Source organism: Flavonifractor sp. An82 (genome assembly GCF_002159265.1).
In the GTDB taxonomy this organism is placed as follows: domain Bacteria; phylum Bacillota; class Clostridia; order Oscillospirales; family Oscillospiraceae; genus Flavonifractor.
The window spans coordinates 630,435-656,026 of sequence record NZ_NFHG01000001.1; the positions used below are offsets into that span (position 1 = coordinate 630,435).

Here is a 25,592-nt window from a genome sequence, read left to right on the forward strand (position 1 = left end):
CAGGTATTCTCCTTTACACCTCTTCCGGTGTCTCCAAGGTAAAGTTACCCAGCTTGCCGCTGCGATACTCCTCCAGCAGCACCCGGGCCATGCGCTCGGTGTCCACCTCGCCGCCGGAGATGAGGAAGCCCCGCTTGCGGCCGCAGGCCTCCAGCAGCTCCCAGCCGGCCAGGCCGGCCTGAGGCTCCACCTTGTAACGGTCGGTGATGGCCTGGGGATAGCGGGCCCCCAGAATCTCCATCAGGTGGCAGGCCAGGGTCTCCAGGTCCATGATCTCGTCCTTCACTGCGCCGGTAAAGGCCAGGTGCATGCCGGTGGTCTCATCCTCAAACTTGGGCCACAGGATACCGGGGGTGTCCAGCAGGTCCAGGCCGGGGTCCACGTTGACCCACTGCTTGCCCCGGGTGACGCCGGGCTTGTTGCCCGCCTTGGCGGACTTCTTCTTGGCCACCTGGTTGATAAAGGTGGACTTGCCCACGTTGGGCACCCCCACCACCATGGCCCGCACCGGGCGGCCCACCAGGCCCTTGGCCTTCCACTGCTCGATCTTGTCCTTCAGGGCGGACTTGATGGCAGCGGAGAACTGATTGACTCCCTTGCCGTCCCGGGCGTTGGTCTCCATGACCCACCAGCCCCGCTGGCGGAACCACTCCCCCCACACCTTGTTCATGGCGGGGTCGGCCTGGTCCGCCCGGTTGAGGATGATCAGCCGGGGCTTATCCCCCACGATCTCGTCGATGTCCGGGTTGCGGCTGGAGATGGGGATGCGGGCGTCAATGATCTCCGCTACCAGGTCTACCAGCTTCAGATCCGCCTGGATCTGCCGCCGGGTTTTTGTCATATGGCCGGGATACCATTGGATATTCATACTCCCGCCTCCTCGATCCGGCCCCCATGGCAGGGGCCTGCATTTTACCCTTCATTATACACAAGATATAGTAGTTTGAAAAGAGCCAACCCGCATAAAAAAAGGAGAGAGGCACACTGCCTCTCTCCTTTTTTCGGACAAATGAATACGCTTAGATGCGCTCCTTGACCTTGGCGCTCTTGCCCACGCGGTCGCGCAGGTAATACAGCTTGGCGCGGCGCACCTTACCCTTGCGGACGATCTCGATCTTGTCCACAGCGGGAGCGTGGATGGGGAAGACCTTCTCCACACCGACGCCGTAGGACACGCGGCGAACGGTGATGGTCTCCTCGATGCCGCCGTGCTTCTTGGCGATGACGGTGCCCTCGAAGACCTGGATACGCTCACGGTTGCCTTCCTTGATGTGCACGTGCACACGGACGGTGTCGCCCACGTTGGCCACGGGGGGCTCAGCCTTCTGATACTTGGCGCTGAAAGCCTGCATAAGATCCATTTGATTTTCCTCCTGTTAATAGGCGTTCGTTCCGGCCCTGTTACGCCGTCTCTCCCGACGGCAGCCGCAGAGGACCGCCCTTTGATTGAGTCCGAGATAGTATATCATGCTCTGTTGAGAAATGCAAGCAGAATTTTCATTTTTTCCTCCGAATGGGGGCGGCCAGCAGCCACAGGGCCATCAGGGGCAGGGTCAGGTTGTACTCCCCCGCCCGCCACAGCAGCAAAGCCCCCATTGCCAGCCCCATGGACAGCCCGGCGGAGAGCACCCTCACCGCCGGTTCCGCCCAGTCTCCGTGTCCTGCCAGCTCCAGCAGGCACCCCAGGGCCCGACCCCCGTCCAGCGGTCCCACCGGCAGCAGATTGAAGAGCCCCAGGGCCAGATGGATGCCGGCAAAGCAGTACCACCTCTCCCCCAGCCCGGCACACAGTCCGGCACACAGCAGATTGACCGCCGGCCCGGCCAGGGCGGCGGCCAGCTCCCGGGCGGGGCCCAGGGGAAACCGGGCGGACAGGACCATCTCGGCCCCCACGCAGGTGATGTTCAGCCGGGACACCCGGCCGCCCAGCAGATGGATGGCGACGTAGTGGCCCAGCTCGTGAAGGGCACAGGCCGCCAGCACCTGAGGTACCATGCCGCTGCTGTCCAGATAGTACAGCAGGGCCCACAGCAGCAGGGCCCCCGCCGCGATCTCCCCACGCCTCCATCTCATTCAGCTGGTCTCAATATAATAGATGGGGTTGATGCGCACGCCGTTGTACTTGAGCTCCAGGTGCAGGTGGGGCCCGGTGGTGTTGCCGGTATCCCCGGACAGGGCCACCGTCTCCCCCGCCTTGACTTCCTGGCCCTGGTGGACCAGAAGCTGGCTGCAATGGGCGTAAAAGCTCTTCACCCCGTTGGCGTGGCTGAGCTGGAGGTAGAGACCGTACTCCGGCGAGTCCCCGATGTAGTCCACGGTGCCGTCGGCAAACGCGCCCACCGCCGTGCCGGTGTTCACCGCCAGGTCCACCCCGTTATGGAACTTCTCCTCCCCGTCCACAGGGTGCTCCCGCCAGCCGAAGGGGGAGGTCAGTACCCCCATCACCGGGCTTACCGTCTCCTCCAGGTCCAGCCGGTACTTGTCCATGGAGGTGTTTTCCGGCAGGGCGGGGCCGTTATAGTCCACGTGCTCCACCTCCGGCTCCGGGGTGGGGGTGGGCTCCGGCGTCACCTCCGGCTCCGGAACGGTTGTGGTCTCCGGCACTTCCAGAGCCTCCAGAGCGGAGCCCAGCAGCCCCGCCTTCCCCTGGCCGGGGAAGCCGCTGAGGTAGGAGACCTGAGCAGTGTACAGCTCGTTCTCCCCTGCCGTTCCCCCCGTCTCTCCGGCGCCGAACACCTCCGTCCACAGCCCGTTCAGGGTCTCTGCCATGGGCTTACCGTCGGAGATGGACCGGCCCAGGTCGGCAAAGACCGCCTCAAAATCCGTATCCCCCCGCAGCAGGGTCAAAACCTGGGTCCGCAGACCGGCGATCCGCTCCGGAAAGACCCCCTTTCCGATAAACACTGCCAAAAACAGGGCCAGACACACCGTAAGCTGAATGATCCGCCGCTTTTCCCGGGGCCCCAGCACCGTTTTGGCGTTTTTCCTTCCAGGCCGCTGTGTTCCTCTGTTGATGCCCGCGCTTCGCCGGGCGCTACGCTGCTCCGTCATTCCCATGCCGGCCCGCATCCCTTCTGTATGAGTGTGGGCTATCTATATGCATGGGAGGGCCGGCTTATGCGGACAAACCGTTCTTTTTAATCCTGCGGGCCCATAATAGCGTCCCAGTACCGCTTGGCGGCCTGTTCCACCTTGTTGTCGCCGTACTGATAATAATGGGTCCCCGCCAGGGCGTCGGGCAGATACTGCTGGCGCACCCAGTGGTTGGGGAAATCGTGAGGGTACAGATACCCCTGGTCCCGCTCCATCCCCGCCGAATCAGCGTGGACGTTCTGGAGGTGCCGGGGGTAGTCCCCTGTCTTGCCCTTGCGGACGTCGGCCTGGGCGGCGGCAATGGCCTTGTACACCGAGTTGGACTTGGGGGCGGTGGCCAGCAGAATGGCCGCCTGGGCCAGGGGCAGCCGGGCCTCAGGCAGGCCCAGCTGGAGGGCGTTGTCCACCAGGGCCTTGACGATGAGGGCGGCCTGGGGATAGGCCATGCCCACGTCCTCGCTGGCCGAGCACAGCAGCCGCCGGATGGCGGTGATCAGGTCCCCCGCCTCCAGCAGCCGGGCCAGATAGTGACAGGCGGCGTCCGGGTCGGAGCCCCGCAGGGACTTCATCAGGGCGGAGGCGATGTCGTAGTGGTCGTCCCCCTCCCGGTCGTACCGCATGGCGGAGCGCTGGGCCACCGTCTGGGCGTCGGCCAGGCTGACAAGGAGTTTCCCTTGCTCACGCTTGGCGGAGTTGAGGAGCAGCTCCACGGCGTTCATAGCCTTGCGCACGTCGCCTCCGCAGGCGGAGGCGATGTGCTCCTTCACGCCGGCCTCGCACACCACCTCCCCTTCCAGCCGCTCCCCCATGAGGCGGATGCCCCGCTCCACGGCGGGCAGCACGTCGGCGGCGGTGAGAGGCTTGAACTCAAAGACGCTGGAGCGGCTGAGCACCGCGTTGTAGACATAGAAGTAAGGATTCTCCGTGGTGGAGGCGATGAGGGTGATCTTGCCGTTCTCCATGAACTCCAGCAGGGACTGCTGCTGCTTCTTGTTAAAGTACTGGATCTCGTCCAGATAGAGCAGCACCCCGTCGGGGGCCAGCATGGTGCCGATCTGACCCATGATGTCCTTGATGTCGGAGATGGAGGCGGTGGTGGCGTTGAGCCGGTGGAGGGGCCGGTTGGTCCGCTTGGCGATGATGTTGGCCACGGTGGTCTTGCCGGTGCCCGAAGGGCCGTAAAACACCAGATTGGGGATGGTACCCCCCTCAATGATCCGCCGCAGCAGGCCGTTGGGCCCTAAAATATGCTGCTGGCCCACCACCTCGTCCAAAGTCTGAGGCCGGATCTCGTCCGCCAAAGGCCGGTATGTCATGGGATCAACCCCCTGTCGCAAAAAATGGAGCGGAATTTCTTCCGCTCCATTGTAACACATGTTCGATTGTTCGTAAAGGGCTCACAGGTCGGCTACATTCTGATTGGCCCGGCTCACCGGCGCGTTGGCGTACAGCCGCAGCAGGGTGAGCACCGCCTGCTCCCGGGTGTAGGTGCCCTGAGGATCAAAGGCTCCGCCGGTACCCTGCATTACCTTCAGCTCCACCACCGAAGCCACATCCTTCTTGGCCCAGTCCGCCACCAGCTTCATGTCAGAGAGCTTGGAGGTGGTGCTGGCGGTATACGTCCCGCCGTAGACCTGATAGCAGCGCATGAGCATGGCCGCCGCTTCCTGGCGGGTAATGGGGCTGTCCGGGTCAAAGATGGTATCGCTGCGGCCGTTGATGATGCCCAGGGCATAGGCCGTGTTGCCGTAGCCCCGCTCCTCAGGGACAGCCAGATCAGAAAAGCTGCCCCAGGCGCCGCAGAAGGTGTTCCACCAGCTGGGGGCCGCCCCGAAAGGCTTGCCGTTGCGGTCGGTGCTGACGGAGCAGAACCGGCTGACAAAGGAGCTGTCGCTGGAGTAGCCGTACTGGAAGGCCAGGAAATGGACCACCATCTGGGCAAACTCGATGCGGGTCACCGGGTTTCTCCAGTGGGTCTGAAGGCTGCGGGGCACCATGCCCAGCACGATGGCCTGCTTGACCTCGTCATAGGCCCAGGGGGACGGAACGTCATCGGGCAGGATCACCGCGTCGCCGTCGGCGTTGCTCTGGCTGCCTACCGCCGCCGCACCCGACACGCCGCCCACCATCAGACAGATTGCCAGTATCATTGCCAAAAAACGCTTCAAATCCCTCAGTCCTCTCCGTTTCTGCTTTGATTCATCATACCATGGCCGCCCCCGTCCGTCAAGCAAGGCAGACTGGGCGGCAGGCTGCAAAAAACTTCCTGCCGAAGGATTCGGAGGGAAAGATAGTGTGAAAGAAAACCGTCAGGGTTGTCTTTCGCGTCCAGTCAAACACGTTTTGAACCTTTTTAAAGGTTCAAAACGTGCCCCAGCTTGTCGAAAAGTCTTTTCGACAAGCTGGGGCGCACCGCATAATTGCGGCACGCCCGGTGCATTACTCGTACAGGGGATATTTGGCGGTGAGCTGGGCCACCTGGGCGCGCAGCTTGTCCTGATTGCCCTCGAAGTTGGTGGCAGTCTGCCACATGACCTGGGCAATGACCGCCATGTCCTCCTCCTGGAGGCCCCGGCTGGTGGCGGCGGGGGTGCCCACCCGGATGCCGGAGGTGACGAAGGGCTTCTCGGGGTCGTTGGGGATGGCGTTCTTGTTGACGGTGATGTTGACCTCGTCCAGGCGGTGCTCCATCTCCTTGCCGGTGAGGTGGGCGGGCCGCAGGTCCACCAGCATCAGGTGGTTGTCGGTGCCGCCGGACACCAGATCAAAGCCCTCCTTCAGCAGGGCGTCCGCCAGGGCGGCGGCATTTTTGACGATCTGCTGCTGGTAGGTCTTGAACTCGGGCTTGAGGGCCTCGCCCAGGGCCACTGCCTTGGCAGCAATGATGTGCTCCAGGGGGCCGCCCTGGCTGCCGGGGAAGATGGCGGAGTCGATCTTCTTGGCCAGCTCCTCCTTGCACAGGATCATGCCGCCGCGGGGACCACGGAGGGTCTTGTGGGTGGTGGTGGACACCACGTCGGCGTAGGGCACCGGGTTGGGATGGAGCCCGGCAGCCACCAGACCGGCGATGTGGGCCATGTCCACAAAGAGGTAAGCCCCCACCTCGTGGGCGATGTCGGCAAAGGTCTTGAAGTCGATGATCCGGGGATAGGCGGAGGCGCCGGCCAGGATCATGCGGGGCTTATGCTTCTTGGCCAGATCCCGGACCTGATCGTAGTCGATATACCCCTGCTCATTGACGCCGTAGGCCACCATGTTGTAGTTCTTGCCGGAGAAGTTGACGGGAGAGCCGTGGGTCAGGTGGCCGCCATTGGCAAGGTCCATGCCCAGCACGGTGTCCCCATGCTCACACAGGGCCTGATAGACCGCAAAGTTGGCATTGGCGCCGCAGTGTGGCTGCACGTTGGCGTGATCGGCGCCGAAAAGCTGGCAGGCCCGCTTGCGGGCGATCTCCTCCACCACGTCCACACACTGGCAGCCGCCGTAGTACCGCTTGCCGGGATAGCCCTCGGCGTATTTATTGGTAAGCACCGTGCCCGCCGCGGCCAGCACCGCTTCACTGACAAAGTTCTCCGAAGCGATGAGCTCGATGTTGCGCTGCTGCCGGGCGTACTCCGCCTCAACAGCCTGACCCACCTCCGGGTCCTGTGCGGTGAGAAACTCCATGATATCCTTGACCAATGTCTGTCGCCACCTTTCAATTTTTTAGCGATTTAACTCATTATACCGGAAGGTCTGAAAAATTACAATGGCCGCCATGAGAAAAACCCACTCGTTTTTTGCCCCATTGTGTGTTATATTGTCTAACGAGGTGATCCTATGAAAGACCATCAGGATGTCATTGCCATCGTGGAGGAGCTCAAGCGCCTCTACCCCGACGCCCTGTGTTCCCTGCAATATCCCAAGCCCTATGAGCTGCTCTTTGCCGTCCGTCTGGCCGCCCAGTGTACCGACGAGCGGGTCAATATGGTCACGCCCGCCCTGTACGCCCGCTTCCCCACCCTGGAGTCCCTGGCGGAGGCCGACGTAAGCGAGGTGGAGACCTACATCCACTCCACCGGCTTCTTCCGGGCCAAGGCCCGGGACATCGTGGCCGCCGCCCGGATGCTGGTGGATGTGTACGGCGGCGTGGTGCCCGACAATATGGAGGACCTGCTCAAGCTGCCCGGCGTGGGCCGCAAGACCGCCAACCTGATTTTGGGCGACGTGTACAAGACCCCCGGCGTGGTGGTGGCCGACACCCACTGTATCCGCATCACCGGCCTGCTGGGCCTCACCGACGGTACCAAGGACCCGGTGAAGACCGAGATGCAGCTGCGTAAGGTGCTCCCTCCGGAGGAGTCCAGCGACTTCTGCCACCGGATGGTGCTCCACGGCCGGGCGGTGTGCGTGGCCCGGCGGCCCGACTGCCAGAACTGTACCCTGCGGCCCTGGTGCGACTTTTTCCAGAAGAGCACCGGCGCGTAAGCCCTCGCAGCACCTTCCGCCCTCCCTGCCCGGGAGGGCGGATTTTTCTCAAATTTTATGCCGTAAAAATGCACTAACATTTAACTAACTATTCGTGCATAAGATATGCTTTGCTTACCACGGATGAAGGGAGGCAGAGCATATGGAAAAGACCAACCACCTCAGCATACGGACCGATAAAATCCTTCACGACAAGCTCCAATATGTTGCCGCCTATGAAGGCCGCTCCATGAGCGGGCAGATCCTCTATCTGATCCAAAGCTGCATCCGGGAATTTGAAAAGGAGCACGGGCCGATTCCGGCGGAGGAATCAAAATGAACGGGCCGCTGGGCTTTGTGCTGGACCTGCTCTTCCCGCCCAAGTGCGTCTTCTGCGGGAAGGTGCTGGACACCGGCGAGGATGGGCTGTGTGCCCGCTGTCAGCGGGAGCTGCCCTGGCTGACCGACGGCGAGGCGGAGCTGACAGGGGAATTTTTCTGCCTGTGCGCCGCCCCCCTGCGCTACCAGGACAAGGTGCGGGACTCGGTCCGCCGCTACAAATTCAAGGGCCGCCGGGGCTACTACAAGCTGTACGGCCGGCTGGTGGCTCAGTGCATCCACGACCATCTGGCAGGGCGGTACGACCTCATCACCTGGGTCCCCCTCTCCCCCCAGCGAAAAAAGGAGCGTGGCTACGACCAGGCCTTCCTGCTGGCCAGCGCCGCCGCCCTGGAGCTGGGAGAGGTGGCGGTGGAGACCCTGCGGAAGGACCGGAACACCGAGGCCCAGTCGGGGCTTACCGAAGAGGCCCAGCGCCGGGCCAACGTGCTGGGGGCCTACTCCCCGGTGGACCCCTCCCTGGTGGAGGGCAAACGGGTGCTCATCATCGACGACGTGGTGACCACCGGCTCCACCCTGTCGGAGTGCGCCCGGGTCCTGCGTACCATGGGGGCTGAGGATGTCGTGTGTGCCGCTCTCGCCCGGGCCAGATAGGCGGTCTGACCGTGGGCCGACTGGTAATCTTCAGAAAATTAGCGGAAATTTACGTTGAAATAGCGGACATACTTCTGTATAATATTATAGATTCCATGCAAATGTGAACTCTGGAAGAACCACTCCATTCACAAGATAGATCAAAGAACTTCGAGGTGCAGGTATGTTCAGTAAGGATATCGGTATTGACCTGGGTACAGCTTCTATCCTGGTCTATGTAAAGGGTAAGGGCGTGGTGCTGCGGGAGCCCTCCGTGGTGGCCATTGACAAGAATACGGGCAAGCTGCTCAAGGTGGGCACCGAGGCGCAGCAGATGCTGGGCCGTACCCCCGGCAACATCGTTGCCATCCGTCCCCTGCGGGAGGGCGTCATCTCCGACTACGATATGACCGAGCGTATGCTCAAGGAGTTCATCCGCAAGGTGACCTCCTTCCGGCTCTTCAAGCCCCGCATCGTCATCTGCGTCCCCTCCGGCATCACCGAGGTGGAGGAGCGCGCCGTCATCGATGCCGGCATCCAGGCCGGCGCCCGCCGTGTGTACCTCATTGAGGAGCCCGTGGCCGCCGCCATCGGCGCCGGTATCGACATCGCCAAGCCCGACGGCCACATGATCGTGGACATCGGCGGCGGCACCACCGACATCGCCGTCATCTCCCTGTCCGGCATCGTGGAGTCCACCTCCATCAAGATCGCCGGCGACCAGTTTGACGAGGCCATCATCAAGTATATCCGCCGCAAGCACAACGTGCTCATCGGCGAGCGCACCGCTGAGGAGCTGAAGATGCAGATCGGCTGCGTCTTCCCCCGCCCCGAGGAGCAGACCGTGGAGATCAAGGGCCGCTGCCTGATGACCGGCCTGCCCCGGGTGTTCTCCGTGTCCTCCAGCGAGATGATCGAGGCCTTTGAGGAGGTCTCCACCCGCATTCTGGAGGCCATCCACGGCGTGCTGGAGCGCACTCCCCCCGAACTGGTGGCCGATATCTCCACCAACGGCATCGTCATGACCGGCGGCGGCTCCCTGGTCTGGGGCTTCGACAAGCTCATCGAGTCCCACACCGGCATCGAGACCCATGTGGCCGACGACGCCATCTCCTGTGTGGCTTACGGCACCGGCAAGAGCCTGGACGACGTGGACTCCATGCAGGACGGCACCATCAACCTGTCCCGCCGCAAGCAGATGAACTGAATATGACCCTCATTGGGCGTGCCGCTGACAATGCGGCACGCCCCTTTTTTTGTTTCGGATTGACAAAGAAATATCATACTTGACTTTTGGCCTTTTAAGTGCTAAACTGCAAAAGCAAGATGAGCTTTTGGAAAACGCTCACCGACTTACGCAGGAAAGAGGTTTGATGTGATGAAGAAGAGAATGCTTGCCGGCCTGCTCACCGGCGTTATGGCCCTGTCCCTGACCGCCTGCGGCGGCACCTCCGGCGGCAACGCCAACACCCCCTCCGGCGGCGCCTCCCCCTCCGGCTCCGGTGAGACCGGCTCCGGCAGCGCGGGCAGCTACAAGGTGGGCGTTGTCCAGCTGGCGCAGCACGAGGCCCTGGACGCCGCTACCCAGGGTTTCCAGGATAAACTGAAGGAGCTGATCGAGGCCGACGGCGGCTCTGTTGAGATCGAGTATCAAAACGCCTCCGGCGATTCCGCCAACTGTACCACCATCGTCAACGGCTTCGTGTCCTCCGGCGTGGATCTGATCATGGCCAACGCCACCGCCGCTCTCCAGGCGGCTCAGGCCGGCACCGTGGATATCCCCGTCCTGGGCACCTCCATTTCCGACTACGGCACCGCTCTGGGCGTCAGCGACTGGACCGGTACCACCGGCACCAACATCTCCGGCACCACCGATCTGGCTCCTCTGGACGGTCAGGCTGAGATGCTCCAGGAGCTCTTCCCCGACGCCACCACCGTGGGTCTGCTCTACTGCTCCGCCGAGCCCAACTCCGCCTACCAGATCAACACCATCAAGCCGATCCTGGAGGACATGGGCTACACCTGCACCGAGTACGCCTTCACCGACTCCAATGACGTGGCTTCCGTGGCTCAGAACGCCGCCTCCAACAGCGACGTGATCTACATCCCCACTGATAACACCGCCGCCTCCTGCACCGAGGCCATTGCCAACGTGGTCCTCCCCGCCAAGGTGCCCGTCATCGCCGGCGAGCAGGGCATCTGCGCCGGCTGCGGCGTAGCCACCCTGTCCATCGACTACTACGAACTGGGCCAGGTCACCGGTGAGATGGCCTACGAGATCCTGGTGAACGGCGCCAACCCCGGCGAGATGGAAGTGCAGCCCGCTCCCAACTTCACCAAGATGTACAACGCCGCCAACTGTGAGGCCCTGGGCATCACCGTTCCCGACGGCTACACCGCCATCGAGAGCTAAGGCGGAGTCCCCTTCCTGGCTACTCAGCTAAAAAGCGGAAAAGGCTTTTCCTTTTCCGCTTTTTGCTGTATCATATACATCGTGTGTACGCAGCACAGATAACTGTACGGGAGGAATCAAACGTGGAATTTTTCACAAGCCTGCTCTCCGCGCTGCCAGGCGCGGTGGCGCAGGGGCTGATCTGGGGCCTGATGGCCATCGGCGTGTACATTACCTATAAAGTACTGGACCTGGCCGACCTGACAGTGGACGGCACCATGGCCACCGGCGGCGCGGTATGCATCATCCTGATGACCAACGGCGTAAACGTGTGGGTAGCCATGCTGTGCGCCTTCCTGGCCGGTATGCTGGCGGGCCTGGTCACCGGCGTGCTCCATACCTTCATGGGCATCCCCGCCATCCTGGCCGGTATCCTGACCCAGCTGGCCCTCTACTCCATCAACCTGCGGATCATGGACGGCAAGGCCAACACCGCCATCAACCCGAATAACTTCGACCTGCTGGTCTCCCTGCGCAACGTGCGCAGCCTGACCCTGGAGAATCCCATCTTCGTGGCGGCGGTATTCACCATCGTCATCATTGCGGTACTCTACTGGTTCTTCGGCACCTCTCTGGGCTGCTCCATCCGTGCCACCGGCGCCAACCCCAACATGAGCCGGGCCCAGGGCATCAACGTCAACTTCAACAAGGTGCTGGGCCTGATGATTTCCAACGGTCTGGTGGCGCTGGCCAGCGCCCTCTACTGCCAGTACCAGGGCTTTGCCGACGTCAACGCCGGCCGGGGCGCCATCGTCATCGGCCTGGCCGCCGTCATCATCGGTGAGGTGCTCTTCAGCCGCATCTTCCGCAACTTCGCCCTGAAGCTGCTGTCGGTGGCCCTGGGCGCGGTGATCTACTATGTGGTCATCCAGATCGTCCTGACCGCCGGTCTGAACACCAACGACCTGAAGCTCATCACCGCCGTGGTGGTGGCCATCTTCCTGGCCATTCCCTACTGGAAGGGCAAATATTTCCGGGGCAAGATGAAGATTCCTGCCGCCGCCGGAAAGGAGGCCAACCCCAATGCTTGAACTGAAAGGGATCTACAAGACCTTTAACCGGGGCACCGTCAACGAGAAGGTAGCCATCAACGGCCTGGACCTGAAGCTGGAGGACGGCGACTTCGTCACCGTCATCGGCGGCAACGGCGCCGGCAAGTCCACCACCCTGAACCTGATCGCCGGTGTGTATCCTGTGGACGCCGGCACCATCACCCTCAACGGCGTGGACATCACCAACCTGCCCGAGCACAAGCGGGCCAAGTACCTGGGCCGTGTGTTCCAGGACCCCATGATGGGCACCGCCGCCACCATGGGCATCGAGGAGAATCTGGCCCTGGCCTACCGCCGGGGACAGACCCGGGGTCTGCGCTACGGCATCAACAACGAGGAGCGCAAGCTGTATCGTGAGAAGCTGGCCATCCTGGGCCTGGGTCTGGAGGACCGCATGACCAGCAAGGTGGGCCTGCTCTCCGGCGGCCAGCGGCAGGCCCTCACCCTGCTGATGGCCACCCTGCAAAAGCCCGACCTGCTGCTGCTGGACGAGCACACTGCGGCCCTGGACCCCAAGACCGCCGACAAGGTGCTCCAGATCACCGAGAGCATCGTGGCCCGGGACAACCTGACCACCCTGATGGTGACCCACAACATGAAAAACGCCATCCAGTACGGCAACCGCCTCATTATGATGGACGCCGGCCGGGTGGTGGTGGACATCCGGGGCGAGGAAAAGAAGAACCTCACCGTCCGTGACCTGCTGGACAAGTTCAACGTGGAAAGCGACCGGATGCTCCTCAGTGAATAACGACAAAAAGAAAACCGGGTACCTTACAGGTACCCGGTTTTTTTACGCATTTCCGGCCTTCTTCTCCCGCTCATAGATGATGCGCAGGCCGTCCAGCACCAGCTGGGGGTCCACCACGTCGATAAGATCGGTGTTGTCCGCCACCATCCGGGCCAGACCGCCGGTGGCGATCACCTTCACGTCTGGCTCCCCGATCTCCGCCTTGGCCTGGCGGATCAGGTACTCCATGGCCCCGATGTAGCCCATGACGGCCCCCGCCTGGATCTGGCCCACGGCGGTGGTGCTGAGTACGGTGCCCGGCTTCACCAGCTCCACCCGGGGCAGCAGGGCGGTCTTCTGGAACAGGCCGTCAATGGATACCCGCACACCGGCGGTGATGCAGCCGCCCAGATACACCCCGTCCCGGCTCACCGCATCAAGAGTGGTGGCGGTGCCGAAGTCCAGCACGATGAGAGGCGCGCCGTACTTGGCCATGGCGGCGATATCCGCCGCTGCCCGGTCGGGGCCCAGCCGCTCCTCACTGGCGCAGGGCACATAGGGCAGTCGGGGGTCCAGTCCGTCGTCCAGCACCAGCGGGGTCTTGCCCACATACTTTTTCATGGCGTTGGTCAGGGTGTGCATCACCTGGGGCACCACCGAGCCGATGACCACGTCCTCGATCTGGTCCAGCTCCAGCCCGAAGCGCTGAAAGTACTGGCACACCAGCAGACCCAGCTCGTCCGAGGTGCGGTCCCCGTCCGTCATGGTGCGGAAGCTGCCCTTCAGCTCCTCCCCTTCATAGATGCCGAACACCATATTGGTGTTGCCCACGTCCACCGCAAGCAGCATAGCCATCCCTTCCCTTTCTTATAAATGACTCAGGTAGCACACCGCGCCGCCGTCCTCCAGCACGGCCACCGCGTAGGTGTGCGCCCCAAAGGTACCCACCGAGCCGGGATTGACGATCCACAGCCCGTTTTCAAACTCACAGAAGGCCTCATGGGTGTGGCCGAAGCAGAGCAGATGGGCGCCCGCCTCCCGGGCCGCCCGGATGGCCATGCCCATGCCCATCTTCACATGGTAGATGTGGCCGTGGGTCATGAGGATCTTGCAGCCGTCCAGAGTGAAAACCCGCTCCTCCGGCAGGTCGGGCCGCCGCCCGTCGCAGTTGCCCGGCACATAGGTCACCGGAATGTGGGGGAACTTTTTCGCCAGTTCCTCTGCGTCCCGGGCCAGATCCCCCAGGTGGAGGATACGGTCGGGGCTCTCCAGCCGCACCACGTCCTCCATATTGGCCACATTGCCGTGGGAATCGGAAAAAATCAGCAGTTTCATAGCATCACCTTTCCAGAGGCAGCACATATAATGAAATGAACGCCACTATATATTAGGGATGGAGCTGATGGTATGGATCAGAAGAAAGCCGACCCCACCGCCCTGCTGGAGCACAACCGGGCCAAACTGGAGCAGGTGATCCGCTCAGAGGACGCCCAGCGGCTGATGGAGCTGCTCAACCGGAATGCCGGCGGCAAGCTGAAGAGCGCCGCCGCCTCCGCCGCCCTGGGGGACACCAAGGACCTGCTGGCCATGGTACGCCAGGTGATGCAGAATCCGGAGGGCTCCAGGCTGGTGGAGCGGCTCAGCCAGACCGCGCCCAAGGAAAACCAGTAGTTCAGCAAGGAGGGATGGCCCATGGCCCAGTGGGAGGAACAACTCAACCAGATCCTGGGCGATCCCCAGGCCATGGGGCAGATCATGTCCCTGGCCCAGTCGCTGTCCGGCAAGCAGGAGGAGCACCGGGAGGAGTCCCCTGACCGGGAGGAAGCGGAGGAGGAGACCGCCGCTTCCCCTGAGACGGAGGAGCCCTCTCCCCTGTCCGCCCTGGCGGGTCTGGACCCCAAGCTGCTCCAGATGGGCATGGGGCTTCTGTCGGAATACTCCGCCCAGGACGACAAAAAGACCGCCCTGCTGGCGGCCCTCAAGCCCTTTCTCAAGCCTGAGCGCCAGGAAAAAATGGATCAGGCCGTCCGCATCGCCCGGCTCACCCGGGTGATCCGGACGGCCCTGAAGATGTTCCGTGACCGGGGAGAGGAGGAGGACGATGTATAACCGCTACATCCCCAACGGCACCTCCTACACCCGCATACCCCAGGAGGACGCCCCCTCTCCCCCGCCCCGGGAAGAGAAGCGCCCCCCGAAGGCGGGGGGCAAGGGCAAGAGCGGGCCGCTGGGCGACCTGCTGAAACATCTGAAGCTGGACAGCCTGGACACCGGGGATGTCCTGCTGCTGCTCATCCTGCTCTTCCTCTTTCTGGAGGGGGACGACATGGAGTTGGTCATCACCCTGGCCCTGGTACTGCTGCTGGGCCTGAGTTAGCCGTCGCTCCCTACGGTGTGGAGTACCGTGCCGTCGGGCAGTTCAAAGGAGGCGCCGGAGGGCACCGGACGCTCCACGGTGAAGGCGCTCATTCGGTAGACCAGCTGGCCCTCCAGAGCGGTCTCGGCGCAGGCCAGCAGGCCGCTGTCCACCGAGATCCAGTACCGCTCTACATAGCCCTGGCTGTCCGGGACGGTCTCCACATAGATGCAGGCCACCCCCTCCTTGTCCTGGTAGCTTGCGGCGGCGATGTCGCTTTCCTTCAGCTTGAGGACGTCCTCATAGGTGGGGATACGCTGTCCCTCCAGGTCGGCGGAGTCCTCATCCGCAGAGCCGGTCAGCGTCCTGCTGCTCCCCTCGTACCACAGCCAGAACCGGCCGTCCCCCACAATGGAGTGGCGGACGGTGCCGCCGGGCTGGGTGGCAGTGGTGTGGGTCCAGCCGCCGTCTACCCACACGGTGGCCCGGGTAACGCCGCTCTGGCCGTCCCCCCAGAAATCCTCAATGGTGACGGTGCGGCCGTAGCTCTCCGGCCGGGAAAGGGTATGTTCAATGACATATTGGACGGTCTGCGGGGTGATCTCCACCCGCACATAGTCCTCATCCCCCGCCGGCTCCGGCGACTGGCTGGCGCCGGGGGTGGGCAGCTGGATCTTGGCGGTATCAGGGGCAAAAAGCCCCAGTCCGAAGCTGGAGAGCATGGCGACCACAATGACGATACCGATGAGCACCACAAGGATATTCCGATTGCGCCGTTCCATGCCCTTCCCTCCTTATGTTCGGTTTTCAGACAGGCTCAGGCCCCAAATTCGTCCGGCTTGTCCGCCCGCAGGCCGAACTGCCATTCGATGGCATCCACGATACGGCGGCAGGCGAAGCCGTCGCCGTAGGGATTCACCGCATGAGCCATGGCGTGATAGGCCTGCTCGTCGGTGAGCAGCTGGGAGGCCATCTGGAAGATGGTCTCCTCCTCGGTACCCGCGATCTTTACGGTACCCGCCTCCACGGCCTCAGGCCGCTCGGTCTCCCGGCGCAGGACAAGCACGGGCCGTCCCAGAGCGGGAGCCTCCTCCTGCAGACCGCCGGAGTCGGTCATCACCAGGTAGGACCGGGCCATGAGATTGTGCATCTCCTCCACGTCCAGAGGATCGATGAGGTGGATGCGGTCGTGGCCCGACAGGTACTTGGCCGCCGCCTCCCGCACCACGGGAGACAGGTGGACCGGGTACACCAGCTCCACGTCCTCAAAGGTCTCGGCCACCCGGCGGAGGGCGGTCATAATGTTGGCCATGGGCTGGCCGTAATTCTCCCGCCGGTGGCAGGTGACCAGGATGATCTTTTTGTGTTCGTAGTCCAGCTTATTGAGCAGATCAGTTGCAAAGTGATAATCCTTTACAACCGTTGTCTTCAAAGCATCAATGACGGTATTGCCGGTGATAAACACCCCGTCGGTGATATCCTCCCGGGCCAGATTGGCCACGTTGGAGCGGGTGGGGCAGAAATGCAGGTCGGCAATGTCGCCCACCAGCTTGCGGTTCATCTCCTCCGGGAAGGGGGAGTACTTGTCCCAGGTCCGCAGGCCGGCCTCCACATGGCCCACCTTGATCTGATGATAGAAGGCGGCCAGGGCGCCGGCAAAGGTGGTGGAGGTATCGCCGTGGACCAGCACCAGGTCGGGCTTGGCCTGCTCCAGCACCCCCTCCATGCCCAGCAGGCACTTGGTGGTAATGGTGGACAGGGTCTGCCGGGGCTCCATGATGTTCAGGTCATACTCCGGCTTGAGTCCGAAGATATCCAGCACCGAATCCAGCATCTGACGGTGCTGGGCGGTAACACAGCAGATGGAGGTAATGTTGGGCCGGCTCTGAAGCTCCTGCACCAGGGGGGCCATCTTGATGGCCTCCGGCCGGGTGCCGAAAATGGTCATAACGCGGATCTGTTTCATTTCTCTTCCTCCTGCCCCTTCTCCTGTTCTTCTTCCTGTTCCCTGCGGTTGTTGCTCAGGAAGATATGCCCGGCGATGGCCCCCGCGAAGCACAGGGCCATCATCAGCAGCATGGCCTTCACCGGGCCGCTGGTGGTAAGCACCACGGCGGACAGGCCAAGGATGGCGCTGATGATATAGAGCACCGCCACCGCCTGCTTCTGGTTGAAGCCCATGTCGATGAGCCGATGGTGCACATGGCTGCGGTCGGCGTGCATGGGGCTCTGGCCGTGGGCGATGCGGCGGATGAAGGCAAAGGCGGTGTCAAAGATGGGCAGACCCAGCATGAGGAAGGGCACCGCAAAGGAGATGATGGTGTAGAACTTGAACAGGCCCTGCACCGACACCACCGCCAGGATATAGCCCAGGAAGGTGGAGCCCGTGTCCCCCATGAAGATCTTGGCCGGGTTCATGTTGTAGGGCAGAAAGCCGATGCAGCCGCCGGCCAGGGCGGCCATGAGGATGGCCACATCCCCCTCGCTCACCACCAGGGCAATGACCAGCAGGGTCATGGAGCTGATGGTGGACACGCCGCAGGCCAGGCCGTCCAGGCCGTCGATGAGGTTGACGGCGTTGGTGATGGCCACGATCCACAGCACGGTCACCGGGATGGACAGCCAGCCCAAGTCCCAGTACAGGTCGGAGGAAAAGACATTGGGGTTGGACAGGGTCTCAATGACGTTGCCCGAAAATACCGCCACCAGGGCGGCTCCGATCTGGATGAGGAATTTCAGCTTGGCGCCCAGGCTGTAAATATCGTCAAAGATGCCCAGCACCACAATGATGGTGGCTCCCAGCAGCATGCCCCGCATCTGGGTATCCAGATCCAGGAAGAGAAGCACGCTGAGCAGGAAGCCCAGGAAAATGGCAAGGCCGCCCATCCGGGGAATGGGATGGTCGTGCATGCGGCGGTTGTCCTTGGGCACGTCCACCGCGCCCATTTTGAAGGCCAGGCTCTTGACCACAGGGGTAGCCACCAGGGCCACCAGCAGGGCCACCACCAGCGCGGCCGCCACGATCCCCATCAGGGGGAGTTCGGAATTGATCGGCATAGGAAAGATGCTCCTTTTGTATCAGCGAGGCAGGAAGCCCACTTTTTTATGGACCTTGCGCAGGGTCCGCTGGGCCACCGCCTGGGCCTTCTCGGCACCGGCGCGGTAGAGGCCCTCCAGATAGGCCTTGTCGCTCAGCAGGCGGGCCGTCTCCTCCCGGATGGGGCGCAGCAGCTCCACCACGGCCTCGCCCACGGTAGGCTTGAAGGCGCCGTAGCCCTTGCCCTCAAACTCCGCCTCGATCTGCTCATAGGTCTTGCCGGTGACGGCGGCATAGATGTCCATGAGGGTGGCCACGCCGGGCTTGTTGGCCCGGTCATAGCGGACGCAGTTCTCGGTGTCGCTGTCGGTGATGGCACGCTTGAATTTGCGCATGATCTCATCAGGGCTGTCCATCAGGTAGACGCAGCCCTCGGGGATGGATTTGCTCATCTTGTTCTCCGGCTGGTTCAGGCTCATGACACGGGCGCCCACCTTGGGAATATAGGCCTCGGGCATGGTGAACACGTCGCCGTACACGCCGTTGAAGCGCTGCACGATGTTGCGGGTGAGCTCCACATGCTGCTTCTGGTCCTCACCCACCGGCACCAGGTCGGCCTGGTAGAGCACGATATCCGCCGCCATCAGGGAGGGATAGGTGAACAGACCGGCGTTGACGTTGTCGGCGTGGCGGGCGGACTTGTCCTTGAACTGGGTCATGCGGGACAGCTCGCCGAACATGGTGTAGCAGTTGAGCACCCAGGCCAGCTCGGCATGGGCGGGCACATGGGACTGGATGAAGAGGATGGACTTCTCCGGGTCGATGCCGCAGGCCACTAGCTGGGCAAAGAGCTCAATGGTCTGGCGGCGGAGGGCGGCGGGGTCCTGACGGACGGTGATGGCATGCTCATCCACCACGCAGTAGACGCAGTTGTACTCGTCCTGCATGGCCACCCAGTTGCGCAGCGCACCCAGATAGTTGCCCAGATGGAGAGCGCCGCTGGGCTGGATGCCGCTGAAGATGACTTTTTTATTGGTTTCCATAACAAGTTCACACCCTTGTAAGAGATTTCCGTATAGTTGACGATATAATACCACAATTCCCGCCGGTTGACAAGAATAAGAGGGCCGCACTATTGACAATTCTAAGGCTGAAACGGTAAAATAAAGGTTACGATTTGACACCCGATACCGGGTATTTTGTTTGACGGAGGGATCTGTATGGATCTGAACTGGTTTGAGGAGCTGGAGGCGCGCATTCCTCACGACGGGGTACGCACCCGCTTTGCCCCCTCCCCCACCGGCTACATGCACGTGGGCAACCTGCGCACCGCCCTGTACACCTGGCTCATTGCCCGCCACAACGGCGGCAAGTTCATTCTGCGCATCGAGGACACCGACCAGGGCCGCCTGGTGGAGGGCGCCACTGAGGTCATCTACAACACCCTGCGCAAGTGCGGCCTGACCTGGGACGAGGGTCCCGATCTGGGCGGCCCCGTGGGTCCCTACATCCAGACCCAGCGCCGTGACCTGTACGGCAAGTTCGCCGAGTTGCTGGTGGAGAAAGGACATGCCTACTACTGCTTCTGCGAAAAAACCGAGTCTGAGGAGGACTCCGGCGACTTTGACCGGGCCGCCGACCCCTGCCGCTTTTTGAGTCTGGAGGAGGCCAAGGCCAGAGTGGCCGCCGGCGAGCCCTATGTCATCCGCCAGCGCATCCCCGACGAGGGCACCACCACCTTCTCCGACGCCGTGTTCGGCGACATCACCGTGGAGAACAAGACCCTGGACGACCAGGTGCTCATGAAGCGGGACGGTCTGCCCACCTACAACTTCGCCAACGTCATCGACGACCACCTGATGGGGATCACCCACGTGGTCCGGGGCTCCGAGTACCTGTCCTCCGCCCCCAAGTACAACCTGCTGTATGAGGGCTTCGGCTGGGAGGTGCCCACCTACATCCACTGCTCCCCCGTCATGCGGGACCAGCACAACAAGATGTCCAAGCGCAAGGGCGACCCCTCCTATGAGGACCTGATCGCCATGGGCTACCTGTCCGAGGCGGTGGTGAATTATGTCACCCTGCTGGGCTGGTCCCCCAAGGGCGAGTACGCGGAGCGGGAGTTCTTTACCCTCACCGAGCTGGCCGACGTGTTCGACATCGGCGGCATCTCCAAGTCCCCCGCCATCTTTGACATTGAGAAGCTGAAGTACTTCAATGCCAACTACCTGCGCTCACTCTCCCCCGAGGCCTTCTATGAGGGAGCCGAACCCTACCTGAAGGAGGCCGTCAAGACCGAGGGCATCGACCTGAAACTCATCGCCCCCCTGGTGCAGCCCCGGTGCGACACCTGGCTGGACATCGCCCCCCAGGTGGACTTCTTCGACGCGTTGCCTGAGTACTCCAACGAGCTGTACTGCCACAAGAAGATGAAGACCAACGAGGAGAACTCTCTGGAGGCCCTGGAGCAGGTGCTGCCCGTGCTGGAGGGTCTGACCGACTGGACCTACGACGCCATCCATGACGCCCTCATCGGCCTGGCCCAGCAGCTGGAGCTGAAGAACGGCCGCATCATGTGGCCGGTGCGCACCGCCCTGTCCGGCAAGGCGGTCACCCCCGGCGGCGCGGTGGAGCTGTGCCACATTCTGGGCAAGGAGGAGACCCTCCGCCGTATCAAGCTGGGCATGGCTCAGCTGGCAAAATAAGTGTCACATAGCATGCCCCCTTTTACCCATACTAGCGGTAAAAGGGGGCGTTTTTTTATGTCAAAACAGAAGATACGGGTGCTCACCGCCAGCTTTCTGGCGGCGGCCTTCGCTGTCACCGCCGGCTTTGCCATCCAGGGCCATGCCCGGGCCAGACAGTACCGCCGTCTGCTGGACAACAGCTATCTTCACGCCTTTGCGGAGCTGACCACCGCCGCCGGAGAGCTGGAGGTGGCCCTCACCAAGGTGAGCCACGCCACCTCCCCCGCCCTGTTCGCCTCATTGTGCGCCCAGGCCTACTCCAAGGCTCAGGCCGCCCAGGCCGCCCTGGGGGAGCTGCCCTACGGCAACGTGGAGTTGGAGCAGACCGCCGCCTTCCTGGCCCGGGCGGGTGACTACGCCATGGCCCTGGCCCAGGGCGCCACGGCAGAGCTTGTATGCACCGACGACCACCGGGACACCCTGTCCCAGCTCTCCCAGGCCGCCGGTGAATTGTCTCTCACCCTGGAGACTCTCCAGGCCCAGCTGACCGCCGGGGCCATCCGACCGGAAGATCTGGCAGAGGCCCGGGAACGGCTGGCGGCGGAGGACGGCGGCGGACAGGTGGAGGGCGGCTCCGCCTTCCAGAGCGTGGAAGCCGACTTCCCCGAGGTGCCCACCCTGATCTACGACGGCCCCTTCTCCCAGCATCTGGACGGCCGCACTCCCAAAATGCTGGAGGGCCTGCCCCAGGTCACTGAGGAGCAGGCCCGGGAGGCGGCCGCTTCCTTCCTGGGCCTGCGGCCCGAGGTATTCACCCTCACTGCCAAGTCGGAGGGGAACCTGCCCTCCTACGGCTTTACCGCCCTGGTGGACGGGGGCCAGATGTATATCCAGGTCACCTGTCAAGGGGGACAGATTTTAGAGCTCTTCACCTCCCGCACCGCCGGGGAGGCGGTGCTCAGCCGGGCGGAGGGCTGTGAGATCGCCGCCGCCTTCCTGGCGGAGAAGGGCTATGCCAACATGGCCCCCAGCTACTTCATGGAGCAGGACGGGGTGCTGTCGGTGAACTTCGCCCCGGTGGAGGACGGCGTCTACTGCTATCCCGACCTGGTCAAGGTATCGGTGGCCCTGGACACCGGGGACATCGTGGGCTTTGAGGCGGCGGGCTATCTGACCCACCACGGAGGCCGGTCCCTCCCCTCCCCCACTGTGGACACCCAGACCGCCCAGGCTCTGGTGGACCACTCCCTTACCGTTCTCTCCCATCAGCTGGCCCTCATCCCCACCGGCGGCGAGGACGAGGTATTGTGCCACGAGTTCAAATGCCAGGCCCAAAACGGCACCCATGTGCTCATCTACGTCAACGCCCTCACCGGAAAGCAGCAGCATATTCTTCTGCTGGTGGAGGACGAAACCGGCACTCTGGTGCTCTGAGTACTGCCCAAGGCGCACATCTGTGCGCCCTACATAGTATTGTCCTGCCTGCCGGGTAAAATGTGAAGTTTGGAATCCATAGTTTTCTCTTTCAGGATTGACAAAGAATTAACAATATGCCATAATAGGGGCCGTCAGATCGTTAAACATTTAACGATTGAATATTTATGAATGATACGGAGGTACTTATCATGTCCCGTTTTACTCTGCCCAGAGATATTTATTACGGTCCCGACGCCCTGGAAAACCTGAAGAACCTGAAGGGCACCCGCGCTGTGCTGGTGCTGGGCGGCGGCTCCATGAAGCGCTTCGGCTTCGTGGATAAGGCTGTGGCCTACCTGAAGGAGGCGGGCATCGAGACCAAGCTCATCGAGAACGTGGAGCCCGATCCCTCTGTGGAGACCGTCATGAACGGCGCCGCGGTGATGCGTGAGTTCCAGCCCGACTGGATCATCTCCATGGGCGGCGGCTCCCCCATCGACGCCGCCAAGGCCATGTGGGCCTTCTATGAGTACCCCGAGACCACCTTTGAGGATCTGATCACTCCCTTCTCCTTCCCCGAGCTGCGGCAGAAGGCCAAGTTCTGCGCCATCCCCTCCACCTCCGGCACCGCCACCGAGGTCACCGCCTTCTCCGTCATCACCGATTATCAGAAGGGCATCAAGTATCCTCTGGCCGACTTCAACATCACCCCCGACGTGGCCATCATTGATCCCGCCCTGGCCGAGACCATGCCCCCCAGCCTGGTGGCCCACACCGGCATGGACGCCCTCACCCACGCCATCGAGGCCTATGTTTCCACCCTCCATACTGTGTTTACCGATCCTCTGGCTCTCAAGGCCATTGACATCGTGAACAATGATCTCATCAAGTCCTACAACGGCGATATGTCCTGCCGCGAGGAGATGCACTACGGCCAGTGCCTGGCCGGCATGGCCTTCTCCAACGCTCTGCTGGGCATCGTCCACTCCATGGCCCACAAGACGGGCGCCGCCTTCTCCACCGGCCACATCACCCACGGTCTGGCCAACGCCATGTACCTGCCCTACGTCATCGCCTACAACGCGAAAGCGCCCGGCGTGGCGGAGCGCTATGCCGACATCGCGAAGACCATGGGCATCACCGGCACCGTGGAGGAGTGCGTCGAGGGCCTGCGGTCCAAGATCCGCTCCATGAACGACGCCATGGGCATCCCCAACACCCTGAAGGACTTCGGCATCATCGAGGACGAGTTCAAGGAGAAGCTCTCCGCCATCGCGGAGAATGCCGTGGGCGACGCCTGCACCGGCTCCAACCCCCGTCCCATCGATCCCGAGACCATGGCCAAGCTCTTCACCTGCATCTACTACGGTGAAGAGGTCAACTTCTAAGCTCCCCCGAACCCTGATAGAGGGACCCTTAAAAAATCGGCATGTCACTTCCGTGACATGCCGGTTTTTATTGTTCCCCCACCAGTTTTACCGTTCAATGCCCAAAATACTCACATGCGGTTGACAGCCTCACCCTCAGGGGGTAGGATAAGGCGGCATTGCTGTCAAAAAGAAGAAAGAGGGATACAATATGGAAATACTCCGCATCCCTGCCAGGAATGAAGCCATCCCGGAGGGAATCTCCTTTCTCACCCAGGCGCTGAAGAACAAGCGCATCGGCTCCAAGGAGGCCAACCGGGCCATTCTCATGGCGGAGGAGGCCATGGTCAAGCTGTTCCAGCACGCCCCGCCTGAGGCCACCGCCAAGCTGGCCGTGGTCAGCCGAATGGGCAGCCTCTCCCTGAAGCTGTCCGTGCCCGGCCCGGAATTTGAATTTGAAAAAGATGTGGATTTCTGCATGGACATGCAGATGGACGAGGGCGACAGCCAGGCCGAGGCCACCATCCGGGACCTGCTGCTCAACGCCTTCCGGGACAAGCTGCGCTACAAGAACCGCAACAGGTGCAACATCGTCCTCATCTCGGTGAAGGAGTCGGAGAAGCAGCTGCTCTACTGGACGGTGGCGGCGCTGATCTCCTCCATCCTGCTGGGGCTGCTGCTGCGTCAGGTGCTGCCCGAGGCCGGGGCTCTGGCTCTGAACGACTATCTGCTCTCGCCGGTCAAGACCATGTTCCTCAACGCCCTGAAGATGGTGGTGGCCCCGGTGGTCTTCTTCTCCATCCTGAGCTGCGTCTCCCAGTTCTCCAACCTGGCCGATTTCGGCAAGACCGGCGGCAAGGTCATGGGCTTTTATATGTTTACCACGGTGGTGGCTATCGCCATGGGCACAGCCGCTTTCCTGATTCTCCGGCCCGGCCAGGAGGGGGCCCAGGCCCTTACCTCCGCCGGTCAGGTGGTGGCTGGGGCGGAAGATGTGAACATCTCCATCCTTGACACCATCGTCAATATCGTGCCCTCCAACATCGTCCAGCCCTTTGTAAACGCCGACATGCTGCAAATCATCTTCATCGCCATTCTGTGCGGCATCGCCGTGGGCATGATCGGCGACTACTCCCGGCCGCTGAAGGAGTTCTTCGAGGGCTGCAACACCCTCTTTTTGAAGGTGACCACCATCATCGTCAGCGTGATCCCCCTGGCGGTCTTCTGCTCGGTGTGTTCCCTGGTGATGCTTACCGGCGGGGACACCCTGATCTCCCTGATCTACTTCCTCCTCACTGTCCTTGCGGGCATGGTAGGCATGGTGGCCGTTTACTCCCTGCTGATCCTGGTGGTGGCCCGGCTCAATCCCCTGATTTTTCTGAAAAAGTATGCCCCCGGCATGCTGACCACCTTCAGCCTGGGCTCCTCCAACGCCGCCATGCCCTACAACATGCAGATCTGCCGCAATGATCTGGGCATCTCTCCCAAGGTGTACTCCTTCTCCATCCCCCTGGGAGCCACCGTCAACATGGACGGCACCTGCGTCTATCTGGTGGTGGCGGCCATGTTCCTGGCCCGTCTGTACGGCGTGGATCTCACCGGCTCCGACCTGACCGCCATGTTCTTTTCGGTCTTCGTCCTCTCTGTGGGCGCCCCCGGCGTCCCTGGCGCAGGCCTGGTGTGCCTGTCCGTGCTGCTGGTGCAGATCGGCGTCCCGGTAGAGGGGGCGGGCCTGATGATGGCCATCGACTCCATCGTGGGTATGTTCCGCGCCGCCTCCAACACGGCGGGCGACGTGGCCATCTCCCTGGTGGTGGCCCGGCTGGAACATCTGCTGGATCTAGACGTCTATCACAAAAAAGTAGTATAAATCATAATGAACACATCCACCAGCGAAGCTGGTGGTTGTCACTATGCGGGCATAGCCCTTTGTTCCTCGCGGACGCGTACAACGCGTAATACGATCTGCCAACTGCGTAAGGAC

27 protein-coding genes are annotated in these 25,592 nt (G+C 62.3%); 14 read left to right on the top strand and 13 right to left on the bottom strand.

Annotated features, from left to right (window positions below; translation table 11 throughout):
* Positions 1–13 precede the first annotated feature (13 nt).
* The 7 genes from ylqF to glyA form a co-directional block, all read right to left on the bottom strand.
* Positions 14–868 (bottom strand): ribosome biogenesis GTPase YlqF, encoded by an 855-nt coding sequence (gene ylqF / locus B5G34_RS03500; RefSeq protein ID WP_087334260.1) that lies wholly within the window; start codon positions 866–868, stop codon positions 14–16.
* 151 nt (positions 869–1,019) lie between these two features.
* Positions 1,020–1,361: a 50S ribosomal protein L19 gene (gene rplS, locus B5G34_RS03505; protein ID WP_087187964.1), complete on the bottom strand. Its 342-nt coding sequence runs from the start codon at positions 1,359–1,361 to the stop codon at positions 1,020–1,022.
* A 136-nt stretch (positions 1,362–1,497) separates the two neighbouring features.
* Entirely contained in the window at positions 1,498–2,073 is a 576-nt protein-coding gene (locus tag B5G34_RS03510; protein ID WP_087334262.1) for a site-2 protease family protein, read from the bottom strand.
* A complete protein-coding gene (locus B5G34_RS03515) occupies positions 2,074–3,057 on the bottom strand; it encodes a M23 family metallopeptidase (RefSeq protein WP_087334375.1) in 984 nt (327 codons plus the stop codon).
* Between the two features lie 80 nt (positions 3,058–3,137).
* Positions 3,138–4,409: a replication-associated recombination protein A gene (locus tag B5G34_RS03520; RefSeq protein ID WP_087334264.1), complete on the bottom strand. Its 1,272-nt coding sequence runs from the start codon at positions 4,407–4,409 to the stop codon at positions 3,138–3,140.
* 81 nt (positions 4,410–4,490) lie between these two features.
* Positions 4,491–5,243: an S-layer homology domain-containing protein gene (locus B5G34_RS03525; RefSeq protein ID WP_087334266.1), complete on the bottom strand. Its 753-nt coding sequence runs from the start codon at positions 5,241–5,243 to the stop codon at positions 4,491–4,493.
* A gap of 289 nt (positions 5,244–5,532) precedes the next feature.
* The gene (glyA, locus tag B5G34_RS03530) at positions 5,533–6,774 is read right to left on the bottom strand and encodes a serine hydroxymethyltransferase (RefSeq protein WP_087334268.1); all 1,242 of its coding nucleotides are present in this window, start codon (positions 6,772–6,774) and stop codon (positions 5,533–5,535) included.
* A gap of 138 nt (positions 6,775–6,912) precedes the next feature.
* Here glyA and nth point away from each other — a divergent pair, with 138 nt between their 5' ends.
* From nth to B5G34_RS03560, 7 genes are all read left to right on the top strand, one after another.
* On the top strand, positions 6,913–7,560 hold the full coding sequence (gene nth, locus B5G34_RS03535) for an endonuclease III (protein ID WP_087334270.1): 648 nt from the start codon (positions 6,913–6,915) through the stop codon (positions 7,558–7,560).
* Positions 7,561–7,702: 142 nt separating this feature from the next.
* Entirely contained in the window at positions 7,703–7,879 is a 177-nt protein-coding gene (locus tag B5G34_RS18875; RefSeq protein WP_204245898.1) for a hypothetical protein, read from the top strand.
* Positions 7,876–8,532, top strand: a complete 657-nt coding sequence (locus B5G34_RS03540) for a ComF family protein (RefSeq protein ID WP_087334272.1) — start codon at positions 7,876–7,878, stop codon at positions 8,530–8,532. The genes B5G34_RS18875 and B5G34_RS03540 overlap by 4 nt, the downstream gene beginning before the upstream one ends.
* Before the next feature lie 163 nt (positions 8,533–8,695).
* Positions 8,696–9,718 (top strand): rod shape-determining protein MreB, encoded by a 1,023-nt coding sequence (gene mreB / locus B5G34_RS03545; protein ID WP_087334274.1) that lies wholly within the window; start codon positions 8,696–8,698, stop codon positions 9,716–9,718.
* Positions 9,719–9,889: 171 nt separating this feature from the next.
* Complete coding sequence (locus tag B5G34_RS03550) at positions 9,890–10,924, top strand: ABC transporter substrate-binding protein (protein WP_087334276.1); 1,035 nt, start codon at positions 9,890–9,892, stop codon at positions 10,922–10,924.
* Between the two features lie 122 nt (positions 10,925–11,046).
* Entirely contained in the window at positions 11,047–11,994 is a 948-nt protein-coding gene (locus tag B5G34_RS03555) for an ABC transporter permease (protein ID WP_087334278.1), read from the top strand.
* A complete protein-coding gene (locus B5G34_RS03560) occupies positions 11,987–12,766 on the top strand; it encodes an ABC transporter ATP-binding protein (RefSeq protein ID WP_087334280.1) in 780 nt (259 codons plus the stop codon). The genes B5G34_RS03555 and B5G34_RS03560 overlap by 8 nt, the downstream gene beginning before the upstream one ends.
* Before the next feature lie 42 nt (positions 12,767–12,808).
* Here the strand turns inward: B5G34_RS03560 and B5G34_RS03565 are convergent, their stop codons facing one another.
* The gene (locus tag B5G34_RS03565) at positions 12,809–13,600 is read right to left on the bottom strand and encodes a type III pantothenate kinase (RefSeq protein ID WP_242956787.1); all 792 of its coding nucleotides are present in this window, start codon (positions 13,598–13,600) and stop codon (positions 12,809–12,811) included.
* Positions 13,601–13,612: 12 nt separating this feature from the next.
* Positions 13,613–14,080, bottom strand: coding sequence for a YfcE family phosphodiesterase (locus B5G34_RS03570; RefSeq protein WP_087334284.1), 468 nt, complete (start codon positions 14,078–14,080; stop codon positions 13,613–13,615).
* A gap of 72 nt (positions 14,081–14,152) precedes the next feature.
* Between B5G34_RS03570 and B5G34_RS03575 the strand changes: the two genes are divergently transcribed.
* From B5G34_RS03575 to B5G34_RS03585, 3 genes are read left to right on the top strand one after another with little or no spacing between them, the layout of a single operon-like run.
* The gene (locus tag B5G34_RS03575; RefSeq protein ID WP_087334287.1) at positions 14,153–14,416 is read left to right on the top strand and encodes a hypothetical protein; all 264 of its coding nucleotides are present in this window, start codon (positions 14,153–14,155) and stop codon (positions 14,414–14,416) included.
* A gap of 21 nt (positions 14,417–14,437) precedes the next feature.
* Entirely contained in the window at positions 14,438–14,854 is a 417-nt protein-coding gene (locus tag B5G34_RS03580; RefSeq protein ID WP_087334291.1) for a hypothetical protein, read from the top strand.
* Positions 14,847–15,122 (top strand): hypothetical protein, encoded by a 276-nt coding sequence (locus B5G34_RS03585; RefSeq protein ID WP_087334293.1) that lies wholly within the window; start codon positions 14,847–14,849, stop codon positions 15,120–15,122. Before B5G34_RS03580 ends, B5G34_RS03585 begins: the two co-directional genes overlap by 8 nt.
* Here B5G34_RS03585 and B5G34_RS03590 read toward each other — a convergent pair.
* Genes B5G34_RS03590 through trpS form a run of 4 tightly spaced genes read right to left on the bottom strand, consistent with a single transcriptional unit; the run spans position 15,119 to position 19,181 of the window.
* A complete protein-coding gene (locus B5G34_RS03590) occupies positions 15,119–15,883 on the bottom strand; it encodes a hypothetical protein (protein WP_087334295.1) in 765 nt (254 codons plus the stop codon). The two genes, B5G34_RS03585 and B5G34_RS03590, sit on opposite strands and share 4 nt — an antisense overlap.
* A gap of 35 nt (positions 15,884–15,918) precedes the next feature.
* Complete coding sequence (gene wecB / locus B5G34_RS03595) at positions 15,919–17,067, bottom strand: UDP-N-acetylglucosamine 2-epimerase (non-hydrolyzing) (protein ID WP_087334297.1); 1,149 nt, start codon at positions 17,065–17,067, stop codon at positions 15,919–15,921.
* Positions 17,064–18,158, bottom strand: a complete 1,095-nt coding sequence (locus tag B5G34_RS03600) for an MraY family glycosyltransferase (RefSeq protein WP_087334298.1) — start codon at positions 18,156–18,158, stop codon at positions 17,064–17,066. Before B5G34_RS03600 ends, wecB begins: the two co-directional genes overlap by 4 nt.
* Positions 18,159–18,179: 21 nt before the next feature.
* Entirely contained in the window at positions 18,180–19,181 is a 1,002-nt protein-coding gene (gene trpS / locus B5G34_RS03605) for a tryptophan--tRNA ligase (protein ID WP_087334301.1), read from the bottom strand.
* A gap of 177 nt (positions 19,182–19,358) precedes the next feature.
* Here trpS and gltX point away from each other — a divergent pair, with 177 nt between their 5' ends.
* The 4 genes from gltX (at position 19,359) to B5G34_RS03625 (ending at position 25,478) form a co-directional block, all read left to right on the top strand.
* A complete protein-coding gene (gltX, locus tag B5G34_RS03610) occupies positions 19,359–20,843 on the top strand; it encodes a glutamate--tRNA ligase (RefSeq protein ID WP_087334303.1) in 1,485 nt (494 codons plus the stop codon).
* A gap of 57 nt (positions 20,844–20,900) precedes the next feature.
* On the top strand, positions 20,901–22,259 hold the full coding sequence (locus B5G34_RS03615) for a PepSY1/2 domain-containing protein (protein ID WP_087334305.1): 1,359 nt from the start codon (positions 20,901–20,903) through the stop codon (positions 22,257–22,259).
* Positions 22,260–22,450: 191 nt separating this feature from the next.
* Positions 22,451–23,629, top strand: coding sequence for an iron-containing alcohol dehydrogenase (locus tag B5G34_RS03620; protein WP_087334307.1), 1,179 nt, complete (start codon positions 22,451–22,453; stop codon positions 23,627–23,629).
* Positions 23,630–23,819: 190 nt separating this feature from the next.
* Positions 23,820–25,478: a dicarboxylate/amino acid:cation symporter gene (locus tag B5G34_RS03625; protein WP_087334309.1), complete on the top strand. Its 1,659-nt coding sequence runs from the start codon at positions 23,820–23,822 to the stop codon at positions 25,476–25,478.
* The last annotated feature ends 114 nt before the right edge of the window (positions 25,479–25,592 follow it).

Coding starts and splice junctions, on each gene's coding strand:
- ylqF (WP_087334260.1), bottom strand. CDS start 868: ATGAATATCCAATGGTATCCCGGCCATATGACAAAAACCCGGCGGCAG.
- rplS (WP_087187964.1), bottom strand. CDS start 1,361: ATGGATCTTATGCAGGCTTTCAGCGCCAAGTATCAGAAGGCTGAGCCC.
- B5G34_RS03510 (WP_087334262.1), bottom strand. CDS start 2,073: ATGAGATGGAGGCGTGGGGAGATCGCGGCGGGGGCCCTGCTGCTGTGG.
- B5G34_RS03515 (WP_087334375.1), bottom strand. CDS start 3,057: ATGGGAATGACGGAGCAGCGTAGCGCCCGGCGAAGCGCGGGCATCAAC.
- B5G34_RS03520 (WP_087334264.1), bottom strand. CDS start 4,409: ATGACATACCGGCCTTTGGCGGACGAGATCCGGCCTCAGACTTTGGAC.
- B5G34_RS03525 (WP_087334266.1), bottom strand. CDS start 5,243: ATGATACTGGCAATCTGTCTGATGGTGGGCGGCGTGTCGGGTGCGGCG.
- nth (WP_087334270.1), top strand. CDS start 6,913: ATGAAAGACCATCAGGATGTCATTGCCATCGTGGAGGAGCTCAAGCGC.
- B5G34_RS18875 (WP_204245898.1), top strand. CDS start 7,703: ATGGAAAAGACCAACCACCTCAGCATACGGACCGATAAAATCCTTCAC.
- B5G34_RS03540 (WP_087334272.1), top strand. CDS start 7,876: ATGAACGGGCCGCTGGGCTTTGTGCTGGACCTGCTCTTCCCGCCCAAG.
- mreB (WP_087334274.1), top strand. CDS start 8,696: ATGTTCAGTAAGGATATCGGTATTGACCTGGGTACAGCTTCTATCCTG.
- B5G34_RS03550 (WP_087334276.1), top strand. CDS start 9,890: ATGAAGAAGAGAATGCTTGCCGGCCTGCTCACCGGCGTTATGGCCCTG.
- B5G34_RS03560 (WP_087334280.1), top strand. CDS start 11,987: ATGCTTGAACTGAAAGGGATCTACAAGACCTTTAACCGGGGCACCGTC.
- B5G34_RS03565 (WP_242956787.1), bottom strand. CDS start 13,600: ATGGCTATGCTGCTTGCGGTGGACGTGGGCAACACCAATATGGTGTTC.
- B5G34_RS03570 (WP_087334284.1), bottom strand. CDS start 14,080: ATGAAACTGCTGATTTTTTCCGATTCCCACGGCAATGTGGCCAATATG.
- B5G34_RS03575 (WP_087334287.1), top strand. CDS start 14,153: ATGGATCAGAAGAAAGCCGACCCCACCGCCCTGCTGGAGCACAACCGG.
- B5G34_RS03580 (WP_087334291.1), top strand. CDS start 14,438: ATGGCCCAGTGGGAGGAACAACTCAACCAGATCCTGGGCGATCCCCAG.
- B5G34_RS03585 (WP_087334293.1), top strand. CDS start 14,847: ATGTATAACCGCTACATCCCCAACGGCACCTCCTACACCCGCATACCC.
- B5G34_RS03590 (WP_087334295.1), bottom strand. CDS start 15,883: ATGGAACGGCGCAATCGGAATATCCTTGTGGTGCTCATCGGTATCGTC.
- wecB (WP_087334297.1), bottom strand. CDS start 17,067: ATGAAACAGATCCGCGTTATGACCATTTTCGGCACCCGGCCGGAGGCC.
- B5G34_RS03600 (WP_087334298.1), bottom strand. CDS start 18,158: ATGCCGATCAATTCCGAACTCCCCCTGATGGGGATCGTGGCGGCCGCG.
- trpS (WP_087334301.1), bottom strand. CDS start 19,181: ATGGAAACCAATAAAAAAGTCATCTTCAGCGGCATCCAGCCCAGCGGC.
- gltX (WP_087334303.1), top strand. CDS start 19,359: ATGGATCTGAACTGGTTTGAGGAGCTGGAGGCGCGCATTCCTCACGAC.
- B5G34_RS03615 (WP_087334305.1), top strand. CDS start 20,901: ATGTCAAAACAGAAGATACGGGTGCTCACCGCCAGCTTTCTGGCGGCG.
- B5G34_RS03620 (WP_087334307.1), top strand. CDS start 22,451: ATGTCCCGTTTTACTCTGCCCAGAGATATTTATTACGGTCCCGACGCC.
- B5G34_RS03625 (WP_087334309.1), top strand. CDS start 23,820: ATGGAAATACTCCGCATCCCTGCCAGGAATGAAGCCATCCCGGAGGGA.